Origin of the sequence: Lysobacter sp. TAF61 (assembly GCF_052113485.1) — a bacterium.
GTDB lineage: Bacteria > Pseudomonadota > Gammaproteobacteria > Xanthomonadales > Xanthomonadaceae > Lysobacter_J.
Genome location: NZ_JBFRDH010000006.1, coordinates 271,243 through 294,813 on the forward strand (window position 1 = coordinate 271,243; position 23,571 = coordinate 294,813).

Annotated in this window: 22 protein-coding genes; 10 read left to right on the top strand and 12 right to left on the bottom strand. The window is 68.3% G+C overall.

Going from position 1 to position 23,571, the window contains the following annotated elements; all coding sequences use genetic code 11:
• Positions 1 to 2 precede the first annotated feature (2 nt).
• The 3 genes from murA (at position 3) to AB4Y64_RS14975 (ending at position 2,881) form a co-directional block, all read left to right on the top strand.
• Positions 3 to 1,298 (top strand): UDP-N-acetylglucosamine 1-carboxyvinyltransferase, encoded by a 1,296-nt coding sequence (murA, locus tag AB4Y64_RS14965; protein ID WP_441817251.1) that lies wholly within the window; start codon positions 3 to 5, stop codon positions 1,296 to 1,298.
• A 10-nt stretch (positions 1,299 to 1,308) separates the two neighbouring features.
• Positions 1,309 to 1,620 (top strand): EF-hand domain-containing protein, encoded by a 312-nt coding sequence (locus AB4Y64_RS14970; protein WP_441817330.1) that lies wholly within the window; start codon positions 1,309 to 1,311, stop codon positions 1,618 to 1,620.
• 121 nt (positions 1,621 to 1,741) lie between these two features.
• Positions 1,742 to 2,881, top strand: coding sequence for an SDR family oxidoreductase (locus tag AB4Y64_RS14975; RefSeq protein WP_441817252.1), 1,140 nt, complete (start codon positions 1,742 to 1,744; stop codon positions 2,879 to 2,881).
• 249 nt (positions 2,882 to 3,130) lie between these two features.
• On the opposite strand, the gene AB4Y64_RS14980 is transcribed toward AB4Y64_RS14975, so the two are convergent.
• The 4 genes from AB4Y64_RS14980 to purM are packed head-to-tail and all read right to left on the bottom strand — an operon-like array spanning position 3,131 to position 6,346.
• Entirely contained in the window at positions 3,131 to 3,844 is a 714-nt protein-coding gene (locus AB4Y64_RS14980) for a DUF3108 domain-containing protein (protein ID WP_441817253.1), read from the bottom strand.
• Entirely contained in the window at positions 3,844 to 4,560 is a 717-nt protein-coding gene (locus AB4Y64_RS14985) for a DUF3108 domain-containing protein (protein WP_441817254.1), read from the bottom strand. Before AB4Y64_RS14985 ends, AB4Y64_RS14980 begins: the two co-directional genes overlap by 1 nt.
• A gap of 30 nt (positions 4,561 to 4,590) precedes the next feature.
• Positions 4,591 to 5,277, bottom strand: a complete 687-nt coding sequence (gene purN, locus AB4Y64_RS14990; protein ID WP_441817255.1) for a phosphoribosylglycinamide formyltransferase — start codon at positions 5,275 to 5,277, stop codon at positions 4,591 to 4,593.
• Between the two features lie 7 nt (positions 5,278 to 5,284).
• Positions 5,285 to 6,346 carry a phosphoribosylformylglycinamidine cyclo-ligase gene (gene purM, locus AB4Y64_RS14995; protein WP_441817256.1) on the bottom strand — a complete coding sequence of 354 codons (1,062 nt, stop codon included), beginning with the start codon at positions 6,344 to 6,346 and terminating at the stop codon, positions 5,285 to 5,287.
• A gap of 184 nt (positions 6,347 to 6,530) precedes the next feature.
• On the opposite strand from purM, the gene AB4Y64_RS15000 reads away from it, so the two are divergent.
• Genes AB4Y64_RS15000 through hda form a run of 3 tightly spaced genes read left to right on the top strand, consistent with a single transcriptional unit; the run spans position 6,531 to position 9,528 of the window.
• Entirely contained in the window at positions 6,531 to 7,637 is a 1,107-nt protein-coding gene (locus AB4Y64_RS15000; protein WP_441817257.1) for a DUF2066 domain-containing protein, read from the top strand.
• A 14-nt stretch (positions 7,638 to 7,651) separates the two neighbouring features.
• Positions 7,652 to 8,797: an AI-2E family transporter gene (locus AB4Y64_RS15005; protein WP_441817258.1), complete on the top strand. Its 1,146-nt coding sequence runs from the start codon at positions 7,652 to 7,654 to the stop codon at positions 8,795 to 8,797.
• A gap of 29 nt (positions 8,798 to 8,826) precedes the next feature.
• Positions 8,827 to 9,528, top strand: coding sequence for a DnaA regulatory inactivator Hda (hda, locus tag AB4Y64_RS15010; RefSeq protein WP_441817331.1), 702 nt, complete (start codon positions 8,827 to 8,829; stop codon positions 9,526 to 9,528).
• Positions 9,529 to 9,531: 3 nt separating this feature from the next.
• Here the strand turns inward: hda and murU are convergent, their stop codons facing one another.
• From murU to cysG, 4 genes are all read right to left on the bottom strand, one after another.
• Complete coding sequence (gene murU, locus AB4Y64_RS15015) at positions 9,532 to 10,287, bottom strand: N-acetylmuramate alpha-1-phosphate uridylyltransferase MurU (protein WP_441817259.1); 756 nt, start codon at positions 10,285 to 10,287, stop codon at positions 9,532 to 9,534.
• On the bottom strand, positions 10,284 to 11,321 hold the full coding sequence (locus tag AB4Y64_RS15020; protein WP_441817260.1) for an aminoglycoside phosphotransferase family protein: 1,038 nt from the start codon (positions 11,319 to 11,321) through the stop codon (positions 10,284 to 10,286). The genes murU and AB4Y64_RS15020 overlap by 4 nt, the downstream gene beginning before the upstream one ends.
• Positions 11,322 to 11,514: 193 nt before the next feature.
• A complete protein-coding gene (gene cysK, locus AB4Y64_RS15025) occupies positions 11,515 to 12,495 on the bottom strand; it encodes a cysteine synthase A (protein ID WP_441817261.1) in 981 nt (326 codons plus the stop codon).
• A gap of 45 nt (positions 12,496 to 12,540) precedes the next feature.
• Positions 12,541 to 13,965, bottom strand: a complete 1,425-nt coding sequence (gene cysG, locus AB4Y64_RS15030) for a siroheme synthase CysG (RefSeq protein ID WP_441817262.1) — start codon at positions 13,963 to 13,965, stop codon at positions 12,541 to 12,543.
• A 195-nt stretch (positions 13,966 to 14,160) separates the two neighbouring features.
• Between cysG and AB4Y64_RS15035 the strand changes: the two genes are divergently transcribed.
• Both AB4Y64_RS15035 and AB4Y64_RS15040 read left to right on the top strand, forming a co-directional pair.
• On the top strand, positions 14,161 to 15,144 hold the full coding sequence (locus AB4Y64_RS15035; protein ID WP_441817263.1) for a LysR family transcriptional regulator: 984 nt from the start codon (positions 14,161 to 14,163) through the stop codon (positions 15,142 to 15,144).
• Positions 15,145 to 15,281: 137 nt separating this feature from the next.
• Positions 15,282 to 15,812, top strand: coding sequence for a tetratricopeptide repeat protein (locus AB4Y64_RS15040; protein WP_441817264.1), 531 nt, complete (start codon positions 15,282 to 15,284; stop codon positions 15,810 to 15,812).
• A gap of 69 nt (positions 15,813 to 15,881) precedes the next feature.
• On the opposite strand, the gene AB4Y64_RS15045 is transcribed toward AB4Y64_RS15040, so the two are convergent.
• From AB4Y64_RS15045 to AB4Y64_RS15055, 3 genes are read right to left on the bottom strand one after another with little or no spacing between them, the layout of a single operon-like run.
• Entirely contained in the window at positions 15,882 to 16,622 is a 741-nt protein-coding gene (locus AB4Y64_RS15045; protein ID WP_441817265.1) for a phosphoadenylyl-sulfate reductase, read from the bottom strand.
• Complete coding sequence (gene cysI, locus AB4Y64_RS15050) at positions 16,619 to 18,337, bottom strand: assimilatory sulfite reductase (NADPH) hemoprotein subunit (protein ID WP_441817266.1); 1,719 nt, start codon at positions 18,335 to 18,337, stop codon at positions 16,619 to 16,621. The genes AB4Y64_RS15045 and cysI overlap by 4 nt, the downstream gene beginning before the upstream one ends.
• A 1-nt stretch (position 18,338) precedes the next feature.
• A complete protein-coding gene (locus AB4Y64_RS15055) occupies positions 18,339 to 20,198 on the bottom strand; it encodes an assimilatory sulfite reductase (NADPH) flavoprotein subunit (protein ID WP_441817267.1) in 1,860 nt (619 codons plus the stop codon).
• Positions 20,199 to 20,422: 224 nt separating this feature from the next.
• Here AB4Y64_RS15055 and cysD point away from each other — a divergent pair, with 224 nt between their 5' ends.
• Together cysD and cysN are read left to right on the top strand one after the other, a co-directional pair.
• Positions 20,423 to 21,337, top strand: coding sequence for a sulfate adenylyltransferase subunit CysD (cysD, locus tag AB4Y64_RS15060; protein WP_441817268.1), 915 nt, complete (start codon positions 20,423 to 20,425; stop codon positions 21,335 to 21,337).
• Complete coding sequence (gene cysN / locus AB4Y64_RS15065) at positions 21,337 to 23,229, top strand: sulfate adenylyltransferase subunit CysN (protein WP_441817269.1); 1,893 nt, start codon at positions 21,337 to 21,339, stop codon at positions 23,227 to 23,229. The genes cysD and cysN overlap by 1 nt, the downstream gene beginning before the upstream one ends.
• An 84-nt stretch (positions 23,230 to 23,313) precedes the next feature.
• Here the strand turns inward: cysN and AB4Y64_RS15070 are convergent, their stop codons facing one another.
• Positions 23,314 to 23,562 (bottom strand): GlsB/YeaQ/YmgE family stress response membrane protein, encoded by a 249-nt coding sequence (locus AB4Y64_RS15070; protein WP_441817270.1) that lies wholly within the window; start codon positions 23,560 to 23,562, stop codon positions 23,314 to 23,316.
• Positions 23,563 to 23,571: the final 9 nt, after the last annotated feature.

Consider the following 23,571-nt stretch of genomic DNA (forward strand, 5'->3'; position numbering starts at 1 on the left):
CCATGCAGAAGATCGTAGTAGAAGGCGGCGCCGCGCTGAACGGCGAGGTGCAGATCTCCGGCGCCAAGAATGCGGTGCTGCCGATCCTGTGCGCGACGCTGCTGGCCGACGGCCCGGTGTCGATCAGCAACGTGCCGCACCTGCATGACGTGGTCACCACGGCCAAGCTGCTGGGCGAGCTCGGCGCCGGCATCACCGTCGACGAGGGCACCATCAGCGTCAACGGCAAGCCCGGCCGCGGCCGCGGGATCGTGGTTGATCCGACCACGGTGCACAGCCACGTCGCCCCGTACGAGCTGGTCAAGACCATGCGCGCTTCGGTGCTCGTGCTCGGCCCGCTGCTGGCCAAGTTCGGCGCCGCCGAAGTCTCGCTGCCCGGCGGTTGCGCGATCGGTTCGCGTCCGGTCGACCAGCACATCAAGGGCCTGCAGGCACTGGGTGCGGAGATCACCGTCGAGAACGGCTACATCAAGGCCCACCGCAACGGTCGCCTGAAGGGCGCGCGCTTCGTCTTCGACGTGGTCACCGTCACCGGCACCGAGAACGTGCTGATGGCAGCGGTGCTCGCCGAAGGCACCAGCGTGCTCGAGAACGCGGCGATGGAGCCGGAGATCGTCGACCTCGCCGACTGCCTCAATGCGCTGGGCGCGAACATCGAGCATGCCGGCAGCGGCCGCATCGTCGTCCACGGCGTCGAGCGCCTGCACGGCGGCAGCCACGACGTGCTTCCCGACCGCATCGAGACCGGCACCTTCCTGGTGGCCGCAGCGATGACCGGCGGCCGCGTCACCGTTCGCCGCGCGCGTCCGGACACGCTCGATGCCGTCATCGACAAGCTCAAGCAGGCCGGCGCGCAGATCGACATCGAAGGCGACCGCATCACGCTGGACATGCAGGGCAAGCGCCCGCGCGCTGTCGACCTGACCACGGCGCCGCATCCGGCGTTCCCGACCGACATGCAGGCGCAGTTCATGGCGATGAACTGCATCGCCGATGGCGTCGGCGTGATCAACGAGACGATCTTCGAAAACCGCTTCATGCACGTCTCGGAACTGCAGCGCCTGGGCGCGGACATCCGCGTCGAAGGCCACACCGCGATCATCCGCGGCGTCGAGCGCCTCACCGCGGCGCCGGTGATGGCGACCGACCTGCGCGCGTCGGCGTCGCTGGTGCTGGCCGGCCTGGTGGCCGAAGGCTCCACGACCATCGATCGCATCTATCACCTCGACCGCGGTTACGAAAACCTCGAAGAGAAGTTCTCCGGGCTGGGTGCAACCATCCGCCGCATCGCCGGTTGATGGCGCCGTGATCCTCGCGCGCGGAAAGTTCTCGACCCGTCGCAAGGCCCTGCTGGGCCTGGTGCTGGTGCTGCTGGGCGTCGTGGCCTGGTTGCACTTCACCGGCTCTGCGGCCACCCGCGGGCTCGAGCGCAAGCAGATGGACTGGAACAACGACGGCCAGGTCACGATGGGCGAGATGCTGCAGTCGTTCTATGCGGTGACGGTTGAGGTCACCCACGAAGGCCCGCGCGAATGCCGTGCCTATTCGTGGCGCGGCTCGACCGAAACGCTGCGCGTGGACTGCCGCACGACGATGCAGCCGGCAGCGCCCAAACCCTGAGGCGTTGCCGCCCTGGCGATGCTGCGCGTCGCCGGGGTCCATGCTGTCGCCCATGCCGCATCGCACATGCAATCCGTTGCCGATGTGCTAAGAATTCCGGCGACTCGCCAGGAATGTCCGCATGACCACCACCCGTCGTGACCTGCTCAAGTTCGGTGCACTCGCCGCGGCCTCTGCCGCGCTGCCGCAGTGGGCACGGGCCAGCACATCAAAACCGATCGGGCGCGCAGCCAGGCCGCTCAATATCCTGATCCTTGGCGGCACCGGTTTTACCGGTCCGTTCCAGGTCAATTACGCGCTTGCGCGCGGGCACAAGGTGACCTTGTTCAACCGCGGCAAGCGTCCGTCGCCGGAATGGCCGGGCCAGGTCGAGCAGTTGTTCGGCGATCGCAACACCGGCGATCTCAAGTCGCTGCAGGGGCGCAAGTGGGACGTCTGCCTCGACAACCCCACCAGCCTGCCGTTCTGGGTGCGCGATGCCGGCAACGTGCTCAAGGGCAACGTCGGCCATTACCTCTTCATTTCCAGCATCTCGGCCTATGCCGACGGCAGCCATCCGGGCATCACCGAGGATGCGCCGCTGGCGGTGTACGAGGGCAAGGACGCGATGGCCGAGACGCAGGAGTCGCTGCGCGCCGATCTCGAACATCTGTACGGTCCGCTCAAGGCATTGAGCGAGGCCGAGGCGCGCAAGCAGTTCGGTGAGCGCGTCACCATCGTCCGCCCGGGTTACATCGTCGGGCCGCGCGACGAAACCGATCGCTTCACTTATTGGCCGCACCGGGTGGCGCAGGGCGGCGAGATGCTGGTGCCCGGCGACGGTTCCGATCCGGTGCAGATCATCGACGGCCGCGATCTGGGCGAGTGGATGATTCGCCTGGCCGAGGCGGGCACGTTCGGCACGTTCAATGCGGTCGGGCCGAAGGATCCGCTGAGCATGGCGGCGATGCTCAAGGGCTGCGAACGCGTCACCGGCAAGAAGCCCACATACACGCACGTGTCGGCGGAATTCCTCGACGAGCAGAAGATCGAGTTGCCGATCTGGGTGTCGTCGAAGAGTGGCCCGTATGCGGGCTACGGTGCGGTCAGCAATGCGCGCGCCGTGGCGGCCGGGCTTACCTATCGGCCGTTCGATACCACGGTTGCACAGTTGCTTGAGTGGTTCCGCAGTCAGCCTGCCGAACGCCAGGCGACCCTGCGCGCAGGTATCTCGCGGGAGCAGGAAACTGCGCTGCTGAAGGCTTGGCACGCTAAGGCGTGATGGCGTGATGGCGTGATGGCTTGAGGTGCGCGGCGTGGCGGGCTTCGGGAGGGCGTCGTCCGCCGGGCCGGGGATCGCTACGCCCCGCAGACGACATCCTGTCTTTATGCGGGGCGTGGGCCATCCATGGCCCACTGCTCCGCAATCCCCGGCCCGACGGACGACGCTCGGGCGCTGCGGGGCAGGGTCTTCGTGCGACGGTCAAACGGTGCCCTTGTCCGCACCGGGTACTCGTCTTCCCTATCGGGATCAGCGCACTGCCTGGACTAGCAGGTCGATTGCGTCCTGGCCCTTGTCGCGCTGCAGGATGCGCGCGGGCACCGGCATGCCGTCGACGATCCAGGCGATGGTCTGCTTGTCGCCATGCGTGGAGACAACCTTGGTGGCCTGCTGCGGCTTGCCGGCGACGGTGATCTGTTCCTTGCCGGCGACCGTGTAGGTGAGGTCGCGGACCTTGCCGTCTTCGACCATCCGGTAGCTCATCGGCTTGCCGGCGGCCAGGTCGCGCACGATCGCCAGGTTGATCAGCAGGGCATCCAGGTCGCCGCTTTGCAGCTTGATCGGGCCGGCGCGGTCGGGCTTGACGTCACCGGTCCAGGTGGCGACGCCGCGGCCCCAGTCGTAGGTCGCGTTCTTGGTCTTGCCCTTGGCCAGCACCTTGGCGGTGTCGACGCCGGACAGAGGACGCCATTGCCCGCCCTTGTCCTCGAACACCGTGGTCTGGCGCAGGTCGGCCAGCGGCGCGGTGACGGTGAGGCTGTATTTCCAGCGGTTGGCGCCGTCGGCAACGAGCGTCATGCGGCCATTGCCGACCACGCCCATGTAGCTGGCCTGGTAGTCAGCGGTGAACGGCTTGATCGCCAGCGCCGGGGCACTGGTCACTGCCAGCAGCGCGGCGGCGAACAGGCCGTGCAGGCGCGCGCGTGACGTGCGGGTTGTGGTGGTGGTCTTGCTGGGGGCCATCATTGGGCTCCTTTGTAGTCGACCAGGCGCAGGTCGAAGGTGTCTTCGCCATTTTCACGCTGCAGTATGCGCACCGGCGTGGGCACGCCATCGACCACCCACACCACCGTTTCCTCGTTGCCGCCCTGTACGCGCTGGACGCGCATGGCGTTGAAGCTCATGCCATCGACGGCGACGCTTTCCAGATCGGCGGCGACCGCATAGCGCTGATCGCGGGCGCGGCCGTTGTCGACGAAGCGGTAGTCGAGTGTGCGACCGGGTTGTGCGTCGCGGATGATCGCCAGGTTGATCAGCAATCCGCTCATGTCGCCATCGCGCAGCGGCACCGGCTCCCGCCGGTTCTTCTTGACGTCGCCTGTCCAGCGCGCCGAGTGGCTGGCCCAGTCGTAGGTGCCGGTCATCTGCTTGCCGACGAACAATGCCTTGCGCACCGTGCTCTGGCTGAGCGGGCGGTACACGTCGCCAACCATCTCGAATACGGTGCTCTGCTGCGCGTTGACGCCGGCCAGGCCCATCAGGCCACGGGTGCCGCGCATGTTGAGGTCGATGCGCCAGCGCCCGGCGCTGTCGCCGGGCACCACCTGCATCGTCGCCTCACCCAGCGCCTTGCCGGCGTTGAACACCTGGTAATTGGCGACGAACGACTCCAGCGCCAGCGCCGGAGCGGAAACCGCGGTGCACAGCAGCAGAGTCAGGACGCGGAGTATCGGCTTCATCGAACCTTGGATCGGGGACGCGCGGAGGCGTCAGACTGGCACAGAAGGCGAGGCGCCGGGAACGTGGTGAGCGTGCAAAACACCGGCGGAATCTAAGCGCAGCGCTGTAAACAGGGGATGACCGTCAACGCTGATGGTTGTCCCCTGTTCAGCCAGGCGGCCGGAAACGGCCAGGCGCAGGACTGCCACAAGCAGCGGGTGCTCCACCGCCAGTACACGCGCCGACAAGGAGTCGACGTCGTCGCCAGCCAATACCGGCACTACCGCCTGGGCGATGACATTGCCTGCGTCCAGTTCGGGGATGACGAAATGGACGCTGGCGCCATGCTCGCGCTCGCCATCGGCAATGGCGCGCGCATGCGTGCGCAGTCCCGGGTACTTCGGCAGCAGGGAGGGGTGGATGTTCAGCAGGCGGTCGCGGAAACGCTCGACAAAGGCATCGCCGAGGATGCGCAGGTAGCCGGCGCAGACCACCCAGTCCGGCCGGCAGGCGGCGACCGCATCGGCGAGGTCGGCATCGAAGTCCTCCCGCGACGGATAGGCCCTGGCGTCGGCGCTCCAGCGCAGCTCCGGGGCGACCCGCTGCAGCGCGGCGGCCGCCGGTTTGTCGGAGAACACACCGACGATCCCGGCGGCCAGATCGCCCGCCGAGATCGCATCGATGATGGCCTGCAGGTTGCTGCCCCGGCCCGAGGCCAGCACCGCGATGCGTTGCATGCCTGGATCAGCCGATGTGCACGCGCTCGCCGTCGCCGGCCTTGACCACCTGGCCGATCGGGCGATGGCTCAGGCCCAGGCGGTCCAGGTCGGCGCTGACCGCGGCGACGTCGCCCGGCGCGACCACCAGCACAAAGCCCACGCCGCAGTTGAAGGTGCGCCACATGTCGTCGTTGGGCACCGCGCCTTCGCGCTGCAGCCAGTCGAACACCGGCGGCAGGACGATGCTCGATGCTTCGATCTGCAGGCCCAGGCCGTCGGGGATCACGCGGATGATGTTCTCGGTCAGGCCGCCACCTGTGATGTGCGCCATCGCGCTGATCCCACCTTCTGCGCCGTCGTGCTTGCCGAGCAGTTCCAGGATCGGCTTGACGTACAGCGCGGTCGGCGCCATCAGCGCGTCGATCAGCTTGACGCCGCCGACATCGAGGTCTGCCGGGCGGCCGGCGCGATCGTAGATCCTGCGCACCAGCGAGTAACCGTTGGAGTGCGGGCCGCTGGAGGCGATGCCGAGCAGCACGTCGCCCTGGCGCACCTTGGCGCCGTCGAGCAACTTCGACTTTTCCACCGCGGCGACGCAGAAGCCGGCCAGGTCGTACTCGCCCGGCGGATACATGTCGGGCATCTCCGCGGTCTCGCCGCCGATCAGCGCGCAGCCGGACATCTCGCAGCCCTTGGCGATGCCGCCGACCACGGCCACCGTGGTGTCGACGTCAAGCTTGCCGGTGGCGAAGTAGTCGAGGAAGAACAGCGGCTCGGCGCCCTGCACCAGCACATCGTTGACGCACATGCCGACCAGGTCGATGCCGATCGTGTCGTGGCGGTTCAGCTGCTGGGCGAGCTTGAGCTTGGTGCCGACGCCGTCGGTGCCCGAGACCAGCACCGGCTCCTTGTACTTGCCCGACAGATCGAACAGGGCCCCGAAGCCACCCAGGCCTCCCATCACCTCGGGACGGAAGCTGCGCTTGACCAGCGGCTTGATGCGTTCGACGACCTCGTTGCCCGCATCGATGTCGACGCCGGCGTCGCGGTAGGTGAGGGTGGTGGGGCTGGGGGGAGTGCTGGACACGGGCGGCCTCGGCGGTCGCGGGATATGAAGGGGCGATTTTACCAGTCGTGACGCCTTCGAATGGACGTGCCGACGCCACTGCGGCACCATTTCCGCTCATTACGCACCACCAGGGATAGCGATGGTTCGGGCAATTGGCACGGGAACACGCTCTGCGAGCGGCGCAACAGGCATGCTGGGCCGCATGAAGATCCATTCGAAAGTCCTGGGCAAGGTGGTGGCCGCAGCGATGACGGCAGGGCTGGCACTGAGCCTGCAGCTGGCCAGTTTCAGCGCCGCCGCGCAGCGCGTGGAGGGCGACCGGGCCCGCGCCGAGGGCATCTACGCCACCGAGGTGCAGGTCAACGGCCAGGGCGAGGGGGAGCGCAATTCCGCTTTCGCCCGTGGCCTGGCCCTGGTGCTGGGCAAGCTCTCCGGCGACCGTGGCGCGGCCTCGCGACCCGGCGTGGGGCAGGAGCTGCGCCAGGCCAAGACCTATGTCGACAACTACGACTACCGCCAGGACGAGGGCCTGGGCCCGACCGGCGCGCCGAGCTTCCGCACCACCCTGGTGATCAACTACAACGAGGAGGCGGTCAACGAGCTCGCCACCACGCTTGGCATCCCGGTCTGGCCGCAGCCGCGGCCCAAGCCGGTGCTGTGGCTGGCGATCGATGACGGCAGCGGCCCGCGCCTGGTCGGGTTGCCGCAGGTGAATGCGGCCCGTCCGGCCCTCAACCGCGCCACCGAGCGCGGCTACAAGCTCGGCCTGCCGACCGGCAACGCCGCCGAACTGGCCGCCGTCGGCGCGATCTGGCGCGGTGACAGCGCCGCGGTCGCGCGCGCATCGGCCCGCTACAGTCCGCCGATGCAGCTCATCGGCAAGCTCTACCGCGACACCACCGCTGGCTGGAAGGCCGACTGGACCTTTGTCGACGGCGGCAAGGTGCTGTCGAGCTGGTCGCAGACCGGCACCGACCCGCGCCAGCTGATGGCCAACGGTGCCGACGGCGCCGCCGATGCGCTGATGAAGCGCTACGCCAAGCGCGCCGACTCCGGCCAGGCCGGCAGCTACCGCGTGACCTTCACCGGCATCGACAGCAGCGACGACTTCATCCGCCTCGCCGGCTATCTGCAGAAGGTGTCGGTGGTACGCCGCATGACCCCGATGCGGGCAACGCCGCTGGGGCTGGAGTACGAGCTGGAACTGGTCAGTGGCATGCCGGGCTTCAACCGCATGCTGGCGCGCGATGACGTGATCGAGGTGATGGAAGGCCTCGAAGGACAGCCGCCGGTCTACCGGCTGCGTTGACGACAGGGAACCCCATGCAAACGCAATCACTGGACGAGATCGCGCTGTTCCTGCGCCGGCTGCAATGGACTGCGCTCGGCCTGGGCGTGTGCTGGCTGCTGTGGCTGCTGGCGCCGATTCTTTCACCGTTCGCCTTCGCCCTGATCCTGGCCTGGCTGGGCGATCCGCTGGTCGACCGGCTCGAGCGCGCCGGCCGTTCGCGCAACACCGCGGTCGCGATGGTGTTCACGATGATGGCGCTGATCGTGCTGGCAGCGCTGCTGATCCTGTTGCCATTGATGGAACGGCAGATCACCACCCTGGTCACGTCGCTGCCGCGCTATCGCGAGTGGCTGATGACGACCGCACTGCCGTGGGTCGAGCGCCGCACCGGCTTCGAGATCACCGACTCGCTCGATTTCACCCATTTCGCCCAGCTCGTCCGCGAGAACTGGGACCAGGCCGGCGGCATCGCGACGACGATGCTGGGCTATCTCTCGCGCTCGGGTTCGGCGGTACTGGCCATGGTCGCCAACATCGCGCTGCTGCCGGTGATCGCCTTCTTCTTCCTGCGTGACTGGGATCTGCTGGTCGAACGCGTCGCATCCTTGATCCCACGCAATCACCTGCCCACCGCCGGCCGGCTGGCGCGCGAATCGAGCGACGTGCTCGGTGCGTTCCTGCGCGGCCAGTTCCTGGTGATGCTGGTGCTCGGGGTGATGTACGGCCTGGGCCTGTGGGCGGTCGGCCTGGACCTGGGCATCCTGATCGGCCTGATCGCCGGCCTGCTGACCTTCGTTCCCTACCTTGGCCCGGCCAGCGGCATCCTCCTGGGCGTGATCGCGGCGCTGGTGCAGTTCGGCGACTGGCAACATGTTGCCGGCGTGCTGGTGGTGTTCGGCATCGGCCAGGTGATCGAAAGCTACGTGCTGACGCCCAAGCTGGTCGGCGACCGCATCGGCCTGCATCCGGTCGCGGTGATCTTCGCCGTGCTCGCCGGTGGTCAGCTGTTCGGCTTCCTCGGCATGCTGCTGGCGCTGCCGGTGGCGGCGGTGGTCAACGTGCTGCTGCGCTATGCGCAGGAACGTTACCGTCACAGCCGCCTGTATGTCGGCGAAACGGTTCCGGATCCGTTGACCGACCCGCACCTGGCGCCGCCGCTGGACGACAGGCAAGAGTGAGCGATCGGTTCAATGGCGAGAGGCCCGCAGTGAGCATTCCGCAGTTGCCGCTGGCGTTGCGTTATCCGCCCGACCAGCGCCTTGATACGTTTGTCCATGCGCCCGCCGGGACCGTGGAGCACTTGCTTGCGCTGGCAGCGGGCACCGCTGAGGTGCGCACCGACAACGTCTACCTGGCCGGGCCGTCGGGCGTCGGAAAGACCCACTTGCTGCTGGCGACCTGCGCGGCCACCGAAGCCGCCGGCCGTCGCGCCGCCTACCTGCCGCTGCTGGCCGCGGCCGGCCGCCTGCGCGACGCGCTTGAGGCGCTGGAAGGCAACGACCTGATCGCGATCGATGGCCTCGATGTCATCGCCGGCAACCGCGAGGACGAGGTCGCGATGTTCGACGCGCACAACCGCGCGCGCGCCGCCGGCGTGGCGCTGGTCTATGCCGCGCGCGACATTCCCGATGCAATCGGCCTGGGTTTGCCCGATCTGCGCTCGCGGCTGGGCCAATGCACGCGCATCACGCTGGCGCCGCTGGACGACGACGGTCGCCGCGAAGTGCTGCGGCAACGCGCGCAGCGCCGTGGACTGGTGCTGGAGGAAGCCGCATTGGACTGGCTGCTCAAGCGCGTTGGCCGCGACCTTGGCGGATTGACCGCATTGCTCGACCGCCTCGATCGCGCATCGCTGGCGGCACAGCGTCGGATCACCGTGCCGTTCCTGCGGCAGACGCTGGGAAGCTGAGACCTAGCCGCGCAGTTCCGCATCCAGCGTGGCCAGGCGCTCCGGCGTACCCACATCCGTCCAGCGGCCACGGTGGTGCTCGCCAGTCACGCGGCCCTTGGCCATGGCCGCCTGCAACAGCGGTGGCAGCTTGAAACGCGGCGGATGCTCATCGGCGCCCGCGACGTTGCCGACGATCCCGCGCCAGCCGTCGAGCACCGAAGGCCGATAGAGGGCGATGCCGGCGTAGGTCTTGCGCAACGCGTGCGCGCCCGCCGGCGGAACCTTGCCGTGCAGCCCGTCACCGAACGTGACCCGCCCCGATTGCTCATCGAGGATGAAATCGCCACCCGGGTGCTGTGGCGGATTGTCGACCAGGACCAGATGCGCGTCGCCGTCGATCTGGCGCGGAAGGCGGGCGAAGTCGAAGTCGGTCCAGACGTCGCCATTGACCAGCACGAACGCGCGGTTGTCGTCCTCGCTCTCGCGCAACAAGGGCAGCGCGTGCAGCATGCCGCCACCGGTCTCCAGCGGCGTCGGACCTTCGTAGGAGTAGTGCAGGCGCATTCCCCAGCGCGAGCCGTCTCCGAGCGTGTCCGGGAACTGGCCGGCGAGCCAGCTGGTGTTGATCACCACCTCGCGAACGCCTGCCGCGGCCAGCTTTTCCAGGTGCCACACGATCAGCGGCTTGCCACCGGCGACCAGCAACGGCTTGGGCGTGTGGTTGGTCAGCGGGCGCATGCGCTCGCCCAGGCCCGCGGCGAAGACAAGCGCCTTCATGCGTCCACTCCCGTCATCGCCGGACGGATGCGCGAGTCGAGCAGGTCGCGCAGCGGCGACAGTTCCGGATAACGCGGCAACACTTCATCGAGATAGGCAATGAAGCGCGGCGCATCGGCGATGTAGTGCGACTTGCCGTCGCGATGGTGCAGGCGGGCAAAGATGCCGAGGATCTTCAGGTGCCGCTGGATGCCGAGCCAGTCGGCATCGCGGCGGAACTGCGCCAGCGGCGGCACCGGCACGCCGGCGGCGAGCGCGCGCGCGTGGTACTGCGCCAGCCATTCGTCGACGCGCGCGAGCGGCCAACTCAGGAAAGCGTCCTTGAACAGGCTGACGGCGTCGTAGGCGACCGGTCCGCTGACGCAGTCCTGGAAGTCCAGCACGGCCGGGCCGTCGGCCACCGGCATCAGGTTGCGCGGCATGAAGTCGCGATGGGTCAGCACGCGCGCCTGCGACAGGGCGTTGTCCATCAACCGCCGCTGCACCAGCTGCAGGTGCTCGGCATCGCCGCAGCCGAGCGCGATGCCGAGATGACGGCGCAGGAACCATTCCTCGAACAGGCCGGCATCGCGCTGCAGCAGCGCCTCGCCGAACTCGCCCATGCCCGGCGGCGGCACGATCGCCTGCAGCTTCAGCAGTTGCGTGATCGCGGCGGCGAAGTGGGCGTCGGCGTTGGCGTCGTCGATGACCTTGGCCAGGGTCGGGCCGCCCAGGTCCTCCATCAGCAGGAAGCCGGATTCGACATCCTCGACCAGCACCTGCGGCACGCGCACGCCGCCGCCTTCGAGCAGCTCGCGCATGCGCAGCCACGGACGCACGTCCTCGAGCGCGGGCGGCGAATCCATCACGATGTGCGAGCCCGCGGCGCCGCTGGCGCGCCAGTAACTGCGGAAGCCGGCGTCGACCGAGGCGCGCTGCAGGGACAGCTCGGGGTTGCCGCTGGCGGCACGCGCCCAGGCAAGGCGCGCGGTCTCGCGGTCGATTGACTCGCGGTCGGGTGAATCGCAATGGGGTGACTGGGGTACTGCGGTCATGCATTCTCCGGGCGGCGACAGCCGCACACGCACAGCGTAGCGGGGCGCTGCGCGCGGGGGAATGCGAAATCAGGGGCGGCCCTCATCCGGCCCGGGCCAACTTCTCCCGTGAACGGGAGAAGGGCCTGGCGGGAGAGGGGTTGGGGTGAGGGTGAGGGTGAGGGGTTGGGGTGAGGGCCCAGGCGCAGCCGCCTCAGGCCGCCACGGCCGCCTTGCCCTCCAGCGACTCCAGCCACTCGTCATCCGACCCTTCAGCCACGCCCTCGAACAGGAACGTCGACAGATAGCGCTCGCCGGTATCGGGCAGCACCGCCAGCAGCACCGACCCTTCCGGCGCGCGCTCGGCCACCTTCAGCGCCGCGGCGACAGTGGCGCCGGCGGAGATGCCGACGAACACGCCTTCTTCCGCAGCCAGGCGGCGCGCCGTGTCGCGCGCCACAACGTCGTCCACCGGCAGCACTTCGTCGGCGATCGTGCGGCTCAGTACCGCCGGCAGGAAGTCCGGCGTCCAGCCCTGGATCTTGTGCGGCTGCCATGCATTGCCCGACAGCAGCGCCGCGCCGGCCGGTTCGCTGGCGACGATCTTCAGGTCAGGACGCGCAAGCTTGAGCACTTCACCGGCTCCGGTAATCGTGCCGCCGGTGCCCCAGCCGCTGACGAAATAGTCCAGGCGCTTGCCGGCGAAATCGCGCAGGATTTCCGGGCCGGTGGTGCTGCGGTGGTACGCCGGATTGGCCTCGTTCTCGAACTGGCGGGCGAGGAACCAGCCATGTTTTTCCGCCAGCTCGGCGGCCTTGCGCACCATGCCGCTGCCGCGTTCCGCGGCAGGGGTCAGGATCACCTTTGCGCCGTATGCGCGCATCAGCTTGCGCCGTTCGACCGAGAAGGTCTCCGTCATCACCGCAACGAACGGGTAGCCACGCGCGGCCGCGACCAGCGCCAGGGCGATGCCGGTGTTGCCCGAGGTCGCTTCGACTATCGTCTGCCCGGGTTTGAGCAGGCCCTTGCGCTCTGCATCGAGCACGATTGCGAGCGCGAGGCGATCCTTGACCGAACCGCCCGGATTGAACGATTCGACCTTGGCATAGAGGGTGACGTGCGCAGGGGCGATGCGGTGCAGGCGCACGATCGGCGTGCTGCCGATGGTGTCGAGGATGCTGTCGTACAGGGCCATGGGTTTGCTCCGGGCGTATCTGTGGGGAGGAGGGCGAAACGGGTCTCAGGCAGCCAGCGCCAGCGGCGCTTCGCCCAGCGGCGCGGTACCGAACCAGTGCAGCGTCTGCGCCAGCGCCGCCACTTCGCCGACGATCAGCAGTGCCGGCGACTGCACCTCGTGGTGGCGCGCACGCTCGGCCAGGTCCGCCAGCGTGCCGACCACCACCCGCTGTTCGGGGCGCGAACCGTTCTCGACCAGGGCGAACGGTGTCGAAGGTGCGCGGCCGTGCGCGATCAGCCGATCGCGCAGCGCATCCAGTCCGGCCACGCCCATGTAGACGGCAAGCGTCTGCCGTTCGAGCGCCAGCGACGGCCAGTCGAGCGTGTCTAACGAATCCTTGCAGTGCGCCGTGACCAGCCGCACCGATTGCGCGTGGTCGCGATGGGTCAGTGGCACGCCCGCATAGGCCGCGCAGGCCAGTGCCGCCGTGATGCCCGGCACGACCTCGAACTCAATGCCGTCGGCGCGGAGCACTTCGAGCTCTTCGCCGCCGCGACCGAACACGAACGGATCGCCGCCCTTGAGTCTCACCACGCGCTTGCCGGCGCGGGCATGCTCGAGCATCAGCGCATGGATCTGTTGCTGGGTGGTGTGGTGGTTGCCGGCCTGCTTGCCGACCTCGATCCGCTGCGCATCGCGCCGCACCAGTTGCAGCACGTCCTTGCTGACCAGGCGGTCGTGCAGGATCACGTCGGCTTCGTTGAGCACGCGCAGGGCGCGCAGGGTCAGCAGGCCCGGATCGCCCGGGCCGGCTCCCACCAGCGCGACATAACCGCGCGTGCCGGTATCGCTGGACTCGCCCAGTGCCGCGCTGAACTCGCGCTCGGCGGCCAGTGGCTGGCGCTGGCGCAACAGGTTCGGCACCGGACCTGCCAGCAGGCGATCGAAGAAGCGGCGACGCTGGCCGGTCTGCGGGAATCGTGCGCGGATACGTGGTCGTTCGCGTGCCAGCAGTTCGGCCAGCGCGCCGATCGATTCGTCGAGTTCCGATTCGAGCTTCTCGCGCAGGTGGCGCGCCAGCATTGGTGCGCCGCCGCCGCTGGAGATCGCGACCTGCAGCGGTCCGCGTTCGATCCGCGCCGGGATCTGCACGCTCGATGCCTGCGCATCGTCGACCACGTTGACCCAGATGCGCCGCGCTTCGCCGGCGTCGGCGACGGCCTGGTTGACGGCCTGGTCATCGGTCGCGGCGATCGCGAGCCAGGCGCCGTCGAGCCAGTGCGCCTGGAACGGACCCTGCAGATGCTGGATCCGGCCCTCGCCGGCATGGTGCGACAGCGCGGCGCTGATCTCCGGCGCGCCCAGGCGGACCCGCGCGCCCGCTTCGAGCAACGCCTCCGCCTTGCGCTGGGCCACCGCGCCGCCGCCGACCACCAGCACGTCACGGCCGCGCAGGTCGGCGAATACGGGAAACAGTGGACTGGCCATGGTGTCGATCGAGGGAGGGGGCGGCGATACCGTGAACCTACCCAGGCCGCCTCGTCGGCGGAAATGACGCGGACGCCTGGCGGTATGTCGTTTCGGAATGACCGCCACAGCTCTGGACAGCCGCCCGCGGGCGCGGTAGTTTTCGTTTCATCCCTTTATTCGTATTGAGCGATAGATAACCCGGTTCGCTCCCCCATGACCCTCACCCAGCTCCGCTACCTCGTCGCCATTGCCGACTCCGGCCTCAACATCACGCTGGCCGCCGAGCGCGTGCATGCCACCCAGCCCGGCCTGTCCAAGCAGCTCAAGCAGCTCGAGGACGAGCTCGGTTTCCAGCTGTTCACCCGCAAGGGGCGCAGCCTGGAAGCGATCGCGCCGGCGGGTGAGCGCGTGCTGATGCACGCCCGTCGCATCCTCGAGGAAGCCAGCAACATCCGCGCCTATGCCGCCAACGAGCGCGGCCAGCACAGCGGCCGGCTGGTCCTGGCGACCACCCACACCCAGGCCCGTTTCGTCCTGCCGGAAGTGATCGCCGCGGTGAAGCGCGAGTTTCCGCAGGTCAGCGTGCACCTGCAGGCGGCGGCCGATGGCGAAGTGCTCGAGCAGCTCGCACGCGGCGAAGCCGACCTTGCCGTGATCAGCACGGCCGGCAGCGAGCCCGAGGGCGGAGTCGCCGTGCCGCTGTACCGCTGGCGCCGCGTGGTGCTGGTGCCGCTCACCCATCCGCTGGCCAAGCTTGAGCGCGCGCCGACGCTGGCGGAACTGGCCGCGCATCCACTGATCAGCTACGAATCCTCGACCAGGCACGAGTCCTCGCTGCACCGCACGTTCGCCGCTGCCGGGCTGGAACCGCAGCTGGCGATGACTGCGCGCGATGCCGACCTGATCAAGACCTACGTGCGCGCCGGTCTCGGCGTGGGCGTGCTGGCGGAGATGGCGGTCGGCGTTCGCGACACCGACCTCAAGGCGTTGCCGGCGCCGGAGGCATTGCCCGAGTGCATCACCTGGGCGGTGATCCCGCGTGCGCGCGTGCTGCGCGAGTACGCATTGGCATTGATGCATGGCATCGCGCCGCAGCTCGACCGGCGCGACCTGCGCCGCATTCTTGAAGGCAACCTGGAGCCACGCTGGCCGGATGCGCCGTCGTGGCGCGAGCTGAGCCAGCCGATCACGACCTGAGGGCTGTTCGGCGCGCCCGCGCTTACCTATGCTGCGGGCGGGGAAAGGCAATCGATCAGCGACCGCGGCACGAACGTGGCCGTCGCCGGCTGCCTGCGCGCAACGCTCATCGTTCATTCGACCAGGGGAAACCGCCAATGCAGCTTCGCTCCATCATCGCGTCTGTCGTCATTACCGCGAGCCTCTTCGCATCCGGCGTCGCCGTCGGTTTCGCCGCGCAGAAGCCGGGCGTCTGGCCCTATCGCGACAAAAGCAACCAGGAAGCGGCCCTGGCCATGCTCGAACTGGCCAAGGTCCAGGCCGATGGCGGCAGCTGGGAGCGCATCGCCATTGGCCGCATCTACTACCTCAGCGGTTCCAAGCCGGCCGGGCAGGCGATCTTCGACGAAGTGCTGGCCGACGAGCCCGAGCCGAGCGATCTGTTCCGGATCGCCCGCGTCTATCGCGAAGCCGGTGAATGGTCGCAGGCCAAGGCCCTGTTCGACCGCTACGTCAGCGAGAAGCCCAAGGACAGCAGCGGCATGGCCGAGGTCGGCGCGTACTACCTGATGCAGGGCGACCGGGCCGCCGCCGAAGCGCTGTTCGATCGCTCGTTCAAGCGCGAACCCAACGTCTGGGCGACGGTTGCCGCGGCCGGCAGCTACCTGGGTGTGACGCCGCAGGAATAAGCGCGTGGGCCGCCCGCTACGGGCGAGCCGCATCTGTCAGCCGTCCCGGCCATCGCCGGGACGCTGCCATCAGGCGGCGTTGGGCTCGCTGTCGAAATGCAGCCCGCACTCACGCTTCAGGCCGAAAAAACGCGTGTCTTCCTCGTTCATGCCGGCCTCCAGCGGTCGCGTCGTGTGGATGTCGCCGATCGACACGTAACCCTGGTGCCACAGCGGGTGGTAGGGCAGGTCGTGCTGCTGCAGGTATTGCCAGACTTCGCGGTCGCTCCAGTCGGCGATCGGGTGCAGCTTCCAGCGGCCGTCGCGCAACTCGAGGAAGTCGATGTTGGCGCGGGTGCGCGCCTGGCTGCGACGCAGGCCGGCGATCCAGGTACGCACGCCCAGTTCGTTCAACGCGCGCTGCATCGGCTCGACCTTGCGCATGCGGTTGTAGCGCTCGATGCCGTCCAGGCCGTTCTCCCAGATCTTGCCCAGGCGCGCCTCCATCCAGGCGATGCCGATCTGCGGCCGGTAGACCTTGAGGTTCAGGCCCAGCCGCTCGCTGAGCTGGTCGACGAAGCGGTAGGTCTCGGGGAACAGGTAGCCGGTATCGATCAGGATCACCGGCATGTCCGGCTGCTGGCGCGTGGCCAGGTGCAGCGACACCGCCGCCTGCGCGCCGAAGCTCGACGACAGCGCGTGGGTGCCGGCGGTGTTCTCCAGCGCCCACGCAACGCGCTCTTCGGCGCTGTGCTGGCCAAGCCAGCGATTGAGTTCCGCCAGTGCCTGCGGCGACTCGGCGGCGGTGATCGGGTCGGGGGGCGTGCTCATGCCGCGTTCTCGCTACGCAGTTGCAAGGGAATCGGGGGCCTGGGTGGTGCAATCACGGCAGTGCGGACGAGGAAATCGCCAAAGCCTTCATCGGCCTGGCGCTCGCCGGCATAGCGCGCAAAAAGTGGATCGAGCTCGGCGAGGATCTGTGCCTCGACGATGTTCTCGCGGTACAGGGTGTTCAGGCGCTGGCCGCGGTGGTCGGCGCCGAGCATGAGGTTGTAGCGGCCGGGTGCCTTGCCGACCAGGGCGATCTCGCCCAGGTACGGCCGCGAGCAGCCATTCGGGCAGCCGCTGATGCGCAGGTGGATCGGCGCGTCGTGCAGGCCATGGCCGTCGAGCAGCTGCTGCACCTTGCCGGTCAGCTCGGCCAGGTAGCGTTCGGCCTCGGCCATCGCCAGGCCGCACGTCGGCAGCGCGACGCAGGCCAGGGCATTGCGCTGCAGCGGGCTGGCCTTGCGATAGCCGTCCAGTTCGTACTGCGCGACCAGCGCGTCGATCCGCGGCCGCAACGCTGCCGGCACGCCTGCGATCACCAGGTTCTGGTTGGGCGTCAGGCGGAACTCCGCGTCGACCGCCGCTGCGTCCAGCACCCGCGCGATTTCACGCAGCCCGCTGAGGTGGGCCACGCCTTCGTGATCCCAGATGCGCCCGGCAACGATACGCACGGTGAGATGGGCAAGACCGTCCTGGCCCTCGATCCAGCCGAATCTGTCCCCGTTGTGGACGAAACTGAAAGCACGCACCGGCAGCAGCGCAAAGCCGGCGCGCCGCTCGACCTCGGCCTTGAACCAGTCCAGGCCGTGGTCGTCGATGGTGTACTTCAGCCGCGCGCGCTTGCGCACGTTGCGATTGCCGTGGTCGCGCTGCGCGGTGACCACGGCTTCGCCAACGGCGATCACCTGGTCGGGCGTGACGAAGCCGATCACGTCGCCCAGGCGCGGATAGGTTTCCGCATCGCCATGGGTCGCACCCATGCCACCGCCGACGCTGACGTTGTATCCGGCCAGCGTGCCGCCATCGTCGAGGATGGCGATGAAGCCCAGGTCCTGGGCGAACACGTCGACATCGTTGTAGGGCGGGATCGCAAAGCCGATCTTGAACTTGCGCGGCAGGTAGGTCGGCCCGTACACGGGCTCGTCCTCGCTGCCGCTGCCGACGATGCGCTCCTCGTCCAGCCAGATCTCGTAGTAGGCGCGGGTGTTGGGCAGCAGGTGTTCGGACAATGCCGCAGCCTGCGCATGCACCGCGGCATGCGCCTGCGACAGCAGTGGGTTGGCGGCGACGGCGACGTTGCGGTTGACGTCGCCGCAGGCAGCGAGGGTGTCGATCAGCGTGGCATTGATGGCCTGCATCGTCGACTTCAGTTCGGTCTTGATCACGCCATGGAACTGGAACGCCTGGCGGGTGGTGATGCGCAGTCCGCGCTCGGCGAAGCGGGTGGCCACGCTGTCGAGCTTGAGCCACTGCGCCGGCGTCACCACGCCACCGGGCGTGCGTGTGCGGATCATGAAGCTGTAGGCCGGCTCGAGCTTGGCGACGCGGCGCTCCTCACGGATGTCGCGGTCATCCTGCTGGTAGCTGCCGTGATACTTGATCAGGGTCTGGTCGTCATCGGCGAGCGCGCCGGTGACCGGATTGGCGAGCGACGCCAGCAGCGTTCCGCGCAGGCGCGCGCTTTCGTGCTTGATGTCCTCGACCGAATGGCTGCTCATTTCAGTACACGTCTCTTGCGTAGCGGCCCTGCTGCTGCAGGTCGTTGAGGTAATCGTTGGCGGCTTCGGCGGACTTGCCGCCGTGCTCGGCGATCGCGTCGAGCAGCGCCGCATGCACGTCGCGCGCCATGCGCGTGGCGTCGCCGCAGACGTACAGATGGGCGCCGGATTGGAGCCAGGCGAACAGCTCGCGGCCCTGTTCGCGCAGGCGATGCTGGACGTAGACCTTGTGCGCCTGGTCGCGCGAGAAGGCCAGGTCGAGACGGTGAAGGCGTCCGTCCCTGAGCGCCTGCTGCCACTCGACCTGGTAGAGGAAATCGGTGCGGAAGTGCGGATTGCCGAACAGCAGCCAGTTGCGGCCGCTCGCGGCAATGGCCGCGCGCTCCTGGACGAAGCCGCGGAACGGCGCCACGCCGGTGCCGGGCCCGATCATGATCACGTCGCGCGAGGCGTCGGCGGGCAGGCGGAAGCGCTCGTTGTGCTCGATGAAAACCGGTAGCCGCTCGCCTTCGGCCGCCGCGGCCAGCTGGTGCGAGGCCGCGCCCCAGCGCGTGCCCTGGCCGTTGTCGTATTCGACATGGGCGACGGTGAGGTGGACCTCGTCGCCGACCTGCTTCTGGCTGGAGGCGATGGAGTACAGGCGCGGGGTCATTGGCCGCAACGCCGCCACCAGCTCCTCGCCGCTCCACTCCGCGCGGTAGCGCGGCAGCAGGTCGATCACCTGCTGCTCGCCGAGCAGCTTGACCAGCTGCGCCTGCTGTCCCGGCGCGAGCAGGTCGTTGAGTTCGGCGTTGCGTGCCTGTGCGGCAAGACTGGCGACGAACGGACGCGTCAACCGCGTCAGCTCGCGCTTGTCGCCAAGCCAGCGACGCAGCGGCAGCTTCAGGCCACCGTGGCTGACCTCGTCGTCGCCGTCGAGGTGCAGCGTCGAGAGCACCGCCTCGACCAGCGCAGGCGGATTGGACGGCCACAGCCCCAGTGCATCGCCGGGTTCGTAGTGCAGGCCCGAACCTTCCAGCGACAGCTCGACGTGGCGCACGTCCTTGTCCGGGCCGGGGCGTCCCACGCTGCTGGCGCGGCTGACCAGTCGCTGGTTGAGCAGCAGTTCGGCCGCGAACGGGGCGTCGCGTCCGTGCGCGGGCGCCGGCGCCAGCGGTCGTAACGGCGTGACCGTCGCCAGCGGTGCGGTCGGCTTCAAGGCCTCCTTTGCCTTGGCCAGTGCCTGCGCCAGCCACGGCGTGGCGATGGTCTCCAGGTCGAGGTCGGCGTCGCCGCGGGGCAGCAGGCGGGTCGCTCCGAGTTCGGCCAGGCGTCCGTCGAGCTTCTGCCCGATCGCGCAGAACTGCGGGTAGCTCGAGTCGCCCAGACCGAGCACGGCGTAGCGCAGCTGCTTGAGCTGCGGCGCGCGCTTGCCGGCGATGAACTCGACCAGGGCGCGCGCATCATCCGGCGGATCGCCGTCGCCCTGGGTGCTGATGACGAGGTAGAGGGTGCGCTCGTCCTTCAGCTCGCGGGTCGGGTAGGCGTCGGCGCGAAGCAGGCGCACTGGCACGCCGGCGGCCTCGGACAGGCGTGCGAGCTGCTCGGCCAGGCGCTTGGCGTTGCCGGTCTGGCTGCCGTAGACGATGGTCAGGCGCCCCGCCGCCTGGGCTTCTGCAACCGGGGCGGAAGCCGTCAGCGCCGTCCCGGTGCCGCGGCTGGCCAGCCCGGCGGCATAGCCCGACAGCCACCACAGGCCATTCGCATCGAGTCCGTCAGTGACGTGGGCGAGTGCGGCCAGCCGATCCCCGGACAGGGGAGGGCCGAGAGAAGGGCTGGCAGTCGGGCCAGAAGCAAGCGGGCTTGAAGGTGAAGCCGACATCGGCATGGGACTGGGCGGCGGGGACCATTGCAGGCTAGGCCTCGCCGGAGGCCATATGAAAGGACGTTGGGTAATGCGCTCATGCCCCGGGCTTATTTCTGCGGCGCATGCCGGCCGCTCCTACAATGTGGTCAGATAGCCGCGACCTCCGAACCGACCCGGCGAAGACGGACTGCCGCCCTCCCGCAACCCTCCGGTTCACACCCGCCACCAACTGCCTGACGATGACCCTGCCTGTTGAACTGAGCCACCTCGATCGCCTCGAAGCCGAGAGCATCCACATCCTGCGCGAGGTGGCGGCCGAGTTCCGCAACCCGGTCATGCTGTACTCGATCGGCAAGGACAGCTCGGTGCTGCTGCACCTGCTGCTGAAGGCGTTCGCGCCGGCACGCAAGCCGCCGATCCCGCTGCTGCACGTCGACACCGGCTGGAAATTCCGCGAGATGATCGCCTTCCGCGACCGTCGCGCCGAAGAGACCGGCGTCGAGTTGCGCGTGCACACCAATCCCGAGGGCGTCGCCCAGGGCATCGGCCCGATCAGCCACGGCGCCACCGTCCACACCGACGTGATGAAGACCCAGGCGCTCAAGCAGGCGCTGGACCTCCACGGCTTCGACGCCGCCATCGGTGGCGCCCGCCGCGACGAGGAGAAGTCGCGCGCCAAGGAGCGCATCTTCTCGTTTCGCAGCGCCCAGCACCGGTGGGACCCGAAGAACCAGCGGCCGGAACTGTGGAGCCTCTACAACACCCGCATCCACAAGGGCGAATCGGTGCGCGTGTTCCCACTGTCGAACTGGACCGAGCTGGACATCTGGCTCTACATCTACCGCGAACAGATCCCGGTGCCTTCGCTGTACTTCGCTGCGCCTCGCCCGGTGGTCGAGCGCGATGGCGCCCTCATCCTGGTCGACGACGAGCGCCTGCCGCTGCGCGAGGGCGAGACCGCGCAGTTGCGCCAGGTACGCTTCCGTACGCTCGGCTGCTACCCGCTGACCGGCGCGGTCGAGTCGCAGGCCGACACTCTGGAGAAGATCATCGCCGAGATGCTGGTGGCCACCACCTCCGAGCGCCAGGGCCGGGTGATCGACCACGACCCGGGTGCGTCGATGGAGAAGAAGAAGCAGGAGGGGTATTTCTGATGGCCACCGCACCTGCATCCGAAGCCGCCGCCTCCGACGTCGCCGCCTACCTGCAGCGGCACGAAACCAAGGGCCTGCTGCGCTTCATCACCTGTGGCAGCGTCGACGACGGCAAGAGCACGCTGATCGGACGCCTGCTTTTCGAGACGCGCGCGCTGTTCGACGACCAGCTGTCGGCGCTGGAATCCGACAGCCGCCGCCACGGCACGCGCAACGGCGAGATCGACTACGCGCTGCTGCTTGACGGTCTCTCGGCCGAGCGCGAGCAGGGCATCACGATCGACGTGGCCTACCGCTTCTTCAGCACCGACAAGCGCAAGTTCATCGTCGCCGATTGCCCGGGCCACGAGCAGTACACCCGCAACATGGCCACCGGCGCATCGACGGCCGATGTTGCCGTGGTCCTGGTCGACGCCCGCAAGGGACTGCTCGCGCAGACCCGCCGGCACAGCTACATCGCCTCGCTGCTTGGCATCCGCCATGTGCTGCTGGCGGTGAACAAGATGGACCTGGTCGGCTTCGACTTCGCCGTCTTCGACGAGATCGTCGCCGGCTACCGCGCGCTCGCCGACCAGCTCGGCATCGCCAACGTGCAGGCGGTCCCGCTGTCGGCGCTGCAGGGCGACAACCTGATGCAGCGTTCGCCCAACACGCCGTGGTACGACGGCCCGAGCGTGCTCGAGTACCTGGAAAACGTTGACGCCAGCCGCGGCGCCGCCGACATCGGCCTGCGTCTGCCGGTGCAGTACGTCAACCGGCCGGACCAGGATTTCCGCGGGTTCGCCGGCACGATTGCCTCAGGCATCGTGCGGCCCGGCGACGACATCGTGGTGCTGCCTTCGGGTCGCCGTTCGAAGGTCGCGCGCATCGTCACCGCAACCGGCGATCTCGACGTGGCCGGCGAGGGCCAGGCCGTGACGCTGACGCTGCGCGACGAACTCGACATCAGCCGCGGCGACGTCATCGCCGATGCGCAGCGGCCGCCGCAGGTTGCCGACCAGTTCGCCGCGCACATGCTGTGGATGGGCGAGCAGGCATTGCTGCCCGGCCGCCCGTACTGGCTCAAGATCGGCACGCGCACGGTCAGCGCCAGCGTCACCGAGATCAAGCACAAGATCGACGTCAACACCCAGGAGCCGCTCGCGGCCAAGCACCTGGAACTCAACGAGGTCGGTTACTGCAACCTCTACCTCGATCAGCCGGTTCCGTTCGAGGCCTATGCCGACAGCCGCACGCTCGGCGGCTTCATCCTGGTCGACCGCCAGAGCAATGCCACCGTTGCCGCCGGTACGCTCGAGTTCGCGCTGCGACGCGCCGGCAACATCCACTGGCAGCACCTCGATGTGGACAAGACCGCGAGGGCCCGGATCAAGGGCCAGAAGGCGCGCGTGCTGTGGTTCACCGGACTGTCCGGATCGGGCAAGTCCACCATCGCCAACCTGGTCGACAAGCGCCTGCACGCGCTGGGCTACCACACCTTCATCCTCGACGGCGACAACGTCCGCCATGGTCTCAACAAGGACCTGGGCTTCACCGACGAGGACCGCGTCGAGAACATCCGGCGCGTCGCCGAGGTTGCCAGGCTGATGGCCGATGCCGGGCTGATCGTGCTGGTCAGCTTCATCTCGCCATTCCGCGCCGAACGCCGCATGGCGCGCGAACTGTTTGACTCCGGTGAGTTCGTCGAAGTGTTCATCGACACACCGCTGGCGGTCGCCGAGAAGCGCGACGTGAAGGGCCTCTACGCCAAGGCGCGCGCCGGCCAGCTGCGCAACTTCACCGGCATCGATTCGCCGTACGAGGTTCCGCAAGCCGCCGAGCTGAAGCTCGATACGGTGAACGAGAGCGCCGAGCACCTGGCGCAGCAGGTCATCGACTACCTGATGGAGTGACCGGCCTGGCGTGGGTCTTGCGCCGTAGGGCGCACAAACAAAAACCCCGGCCTTGGCCGGGGTTTCTGCATGGCTTCACGCGTGTCACGCCGCTGGTTTGGCGGTCTTGCTGCGTATGAACTCGTAGATGAAGAGCAGTACGACTGCGCAGATGATCGAGACGATGAAGCCGATGAATCCGCCGCCGGCGTAGAGCAGGCTGCCGATGTAGGCGCCGGCGATGCCGAGCAGGATGGTGAGGATCCAGCCCATCGGATCCGCACCGGGTTTGAAGAAACGCGCCAGGATGCCAATTACCGCACCAATGATGATCGTATAGACAATGCTGCCCATATCGCTCCC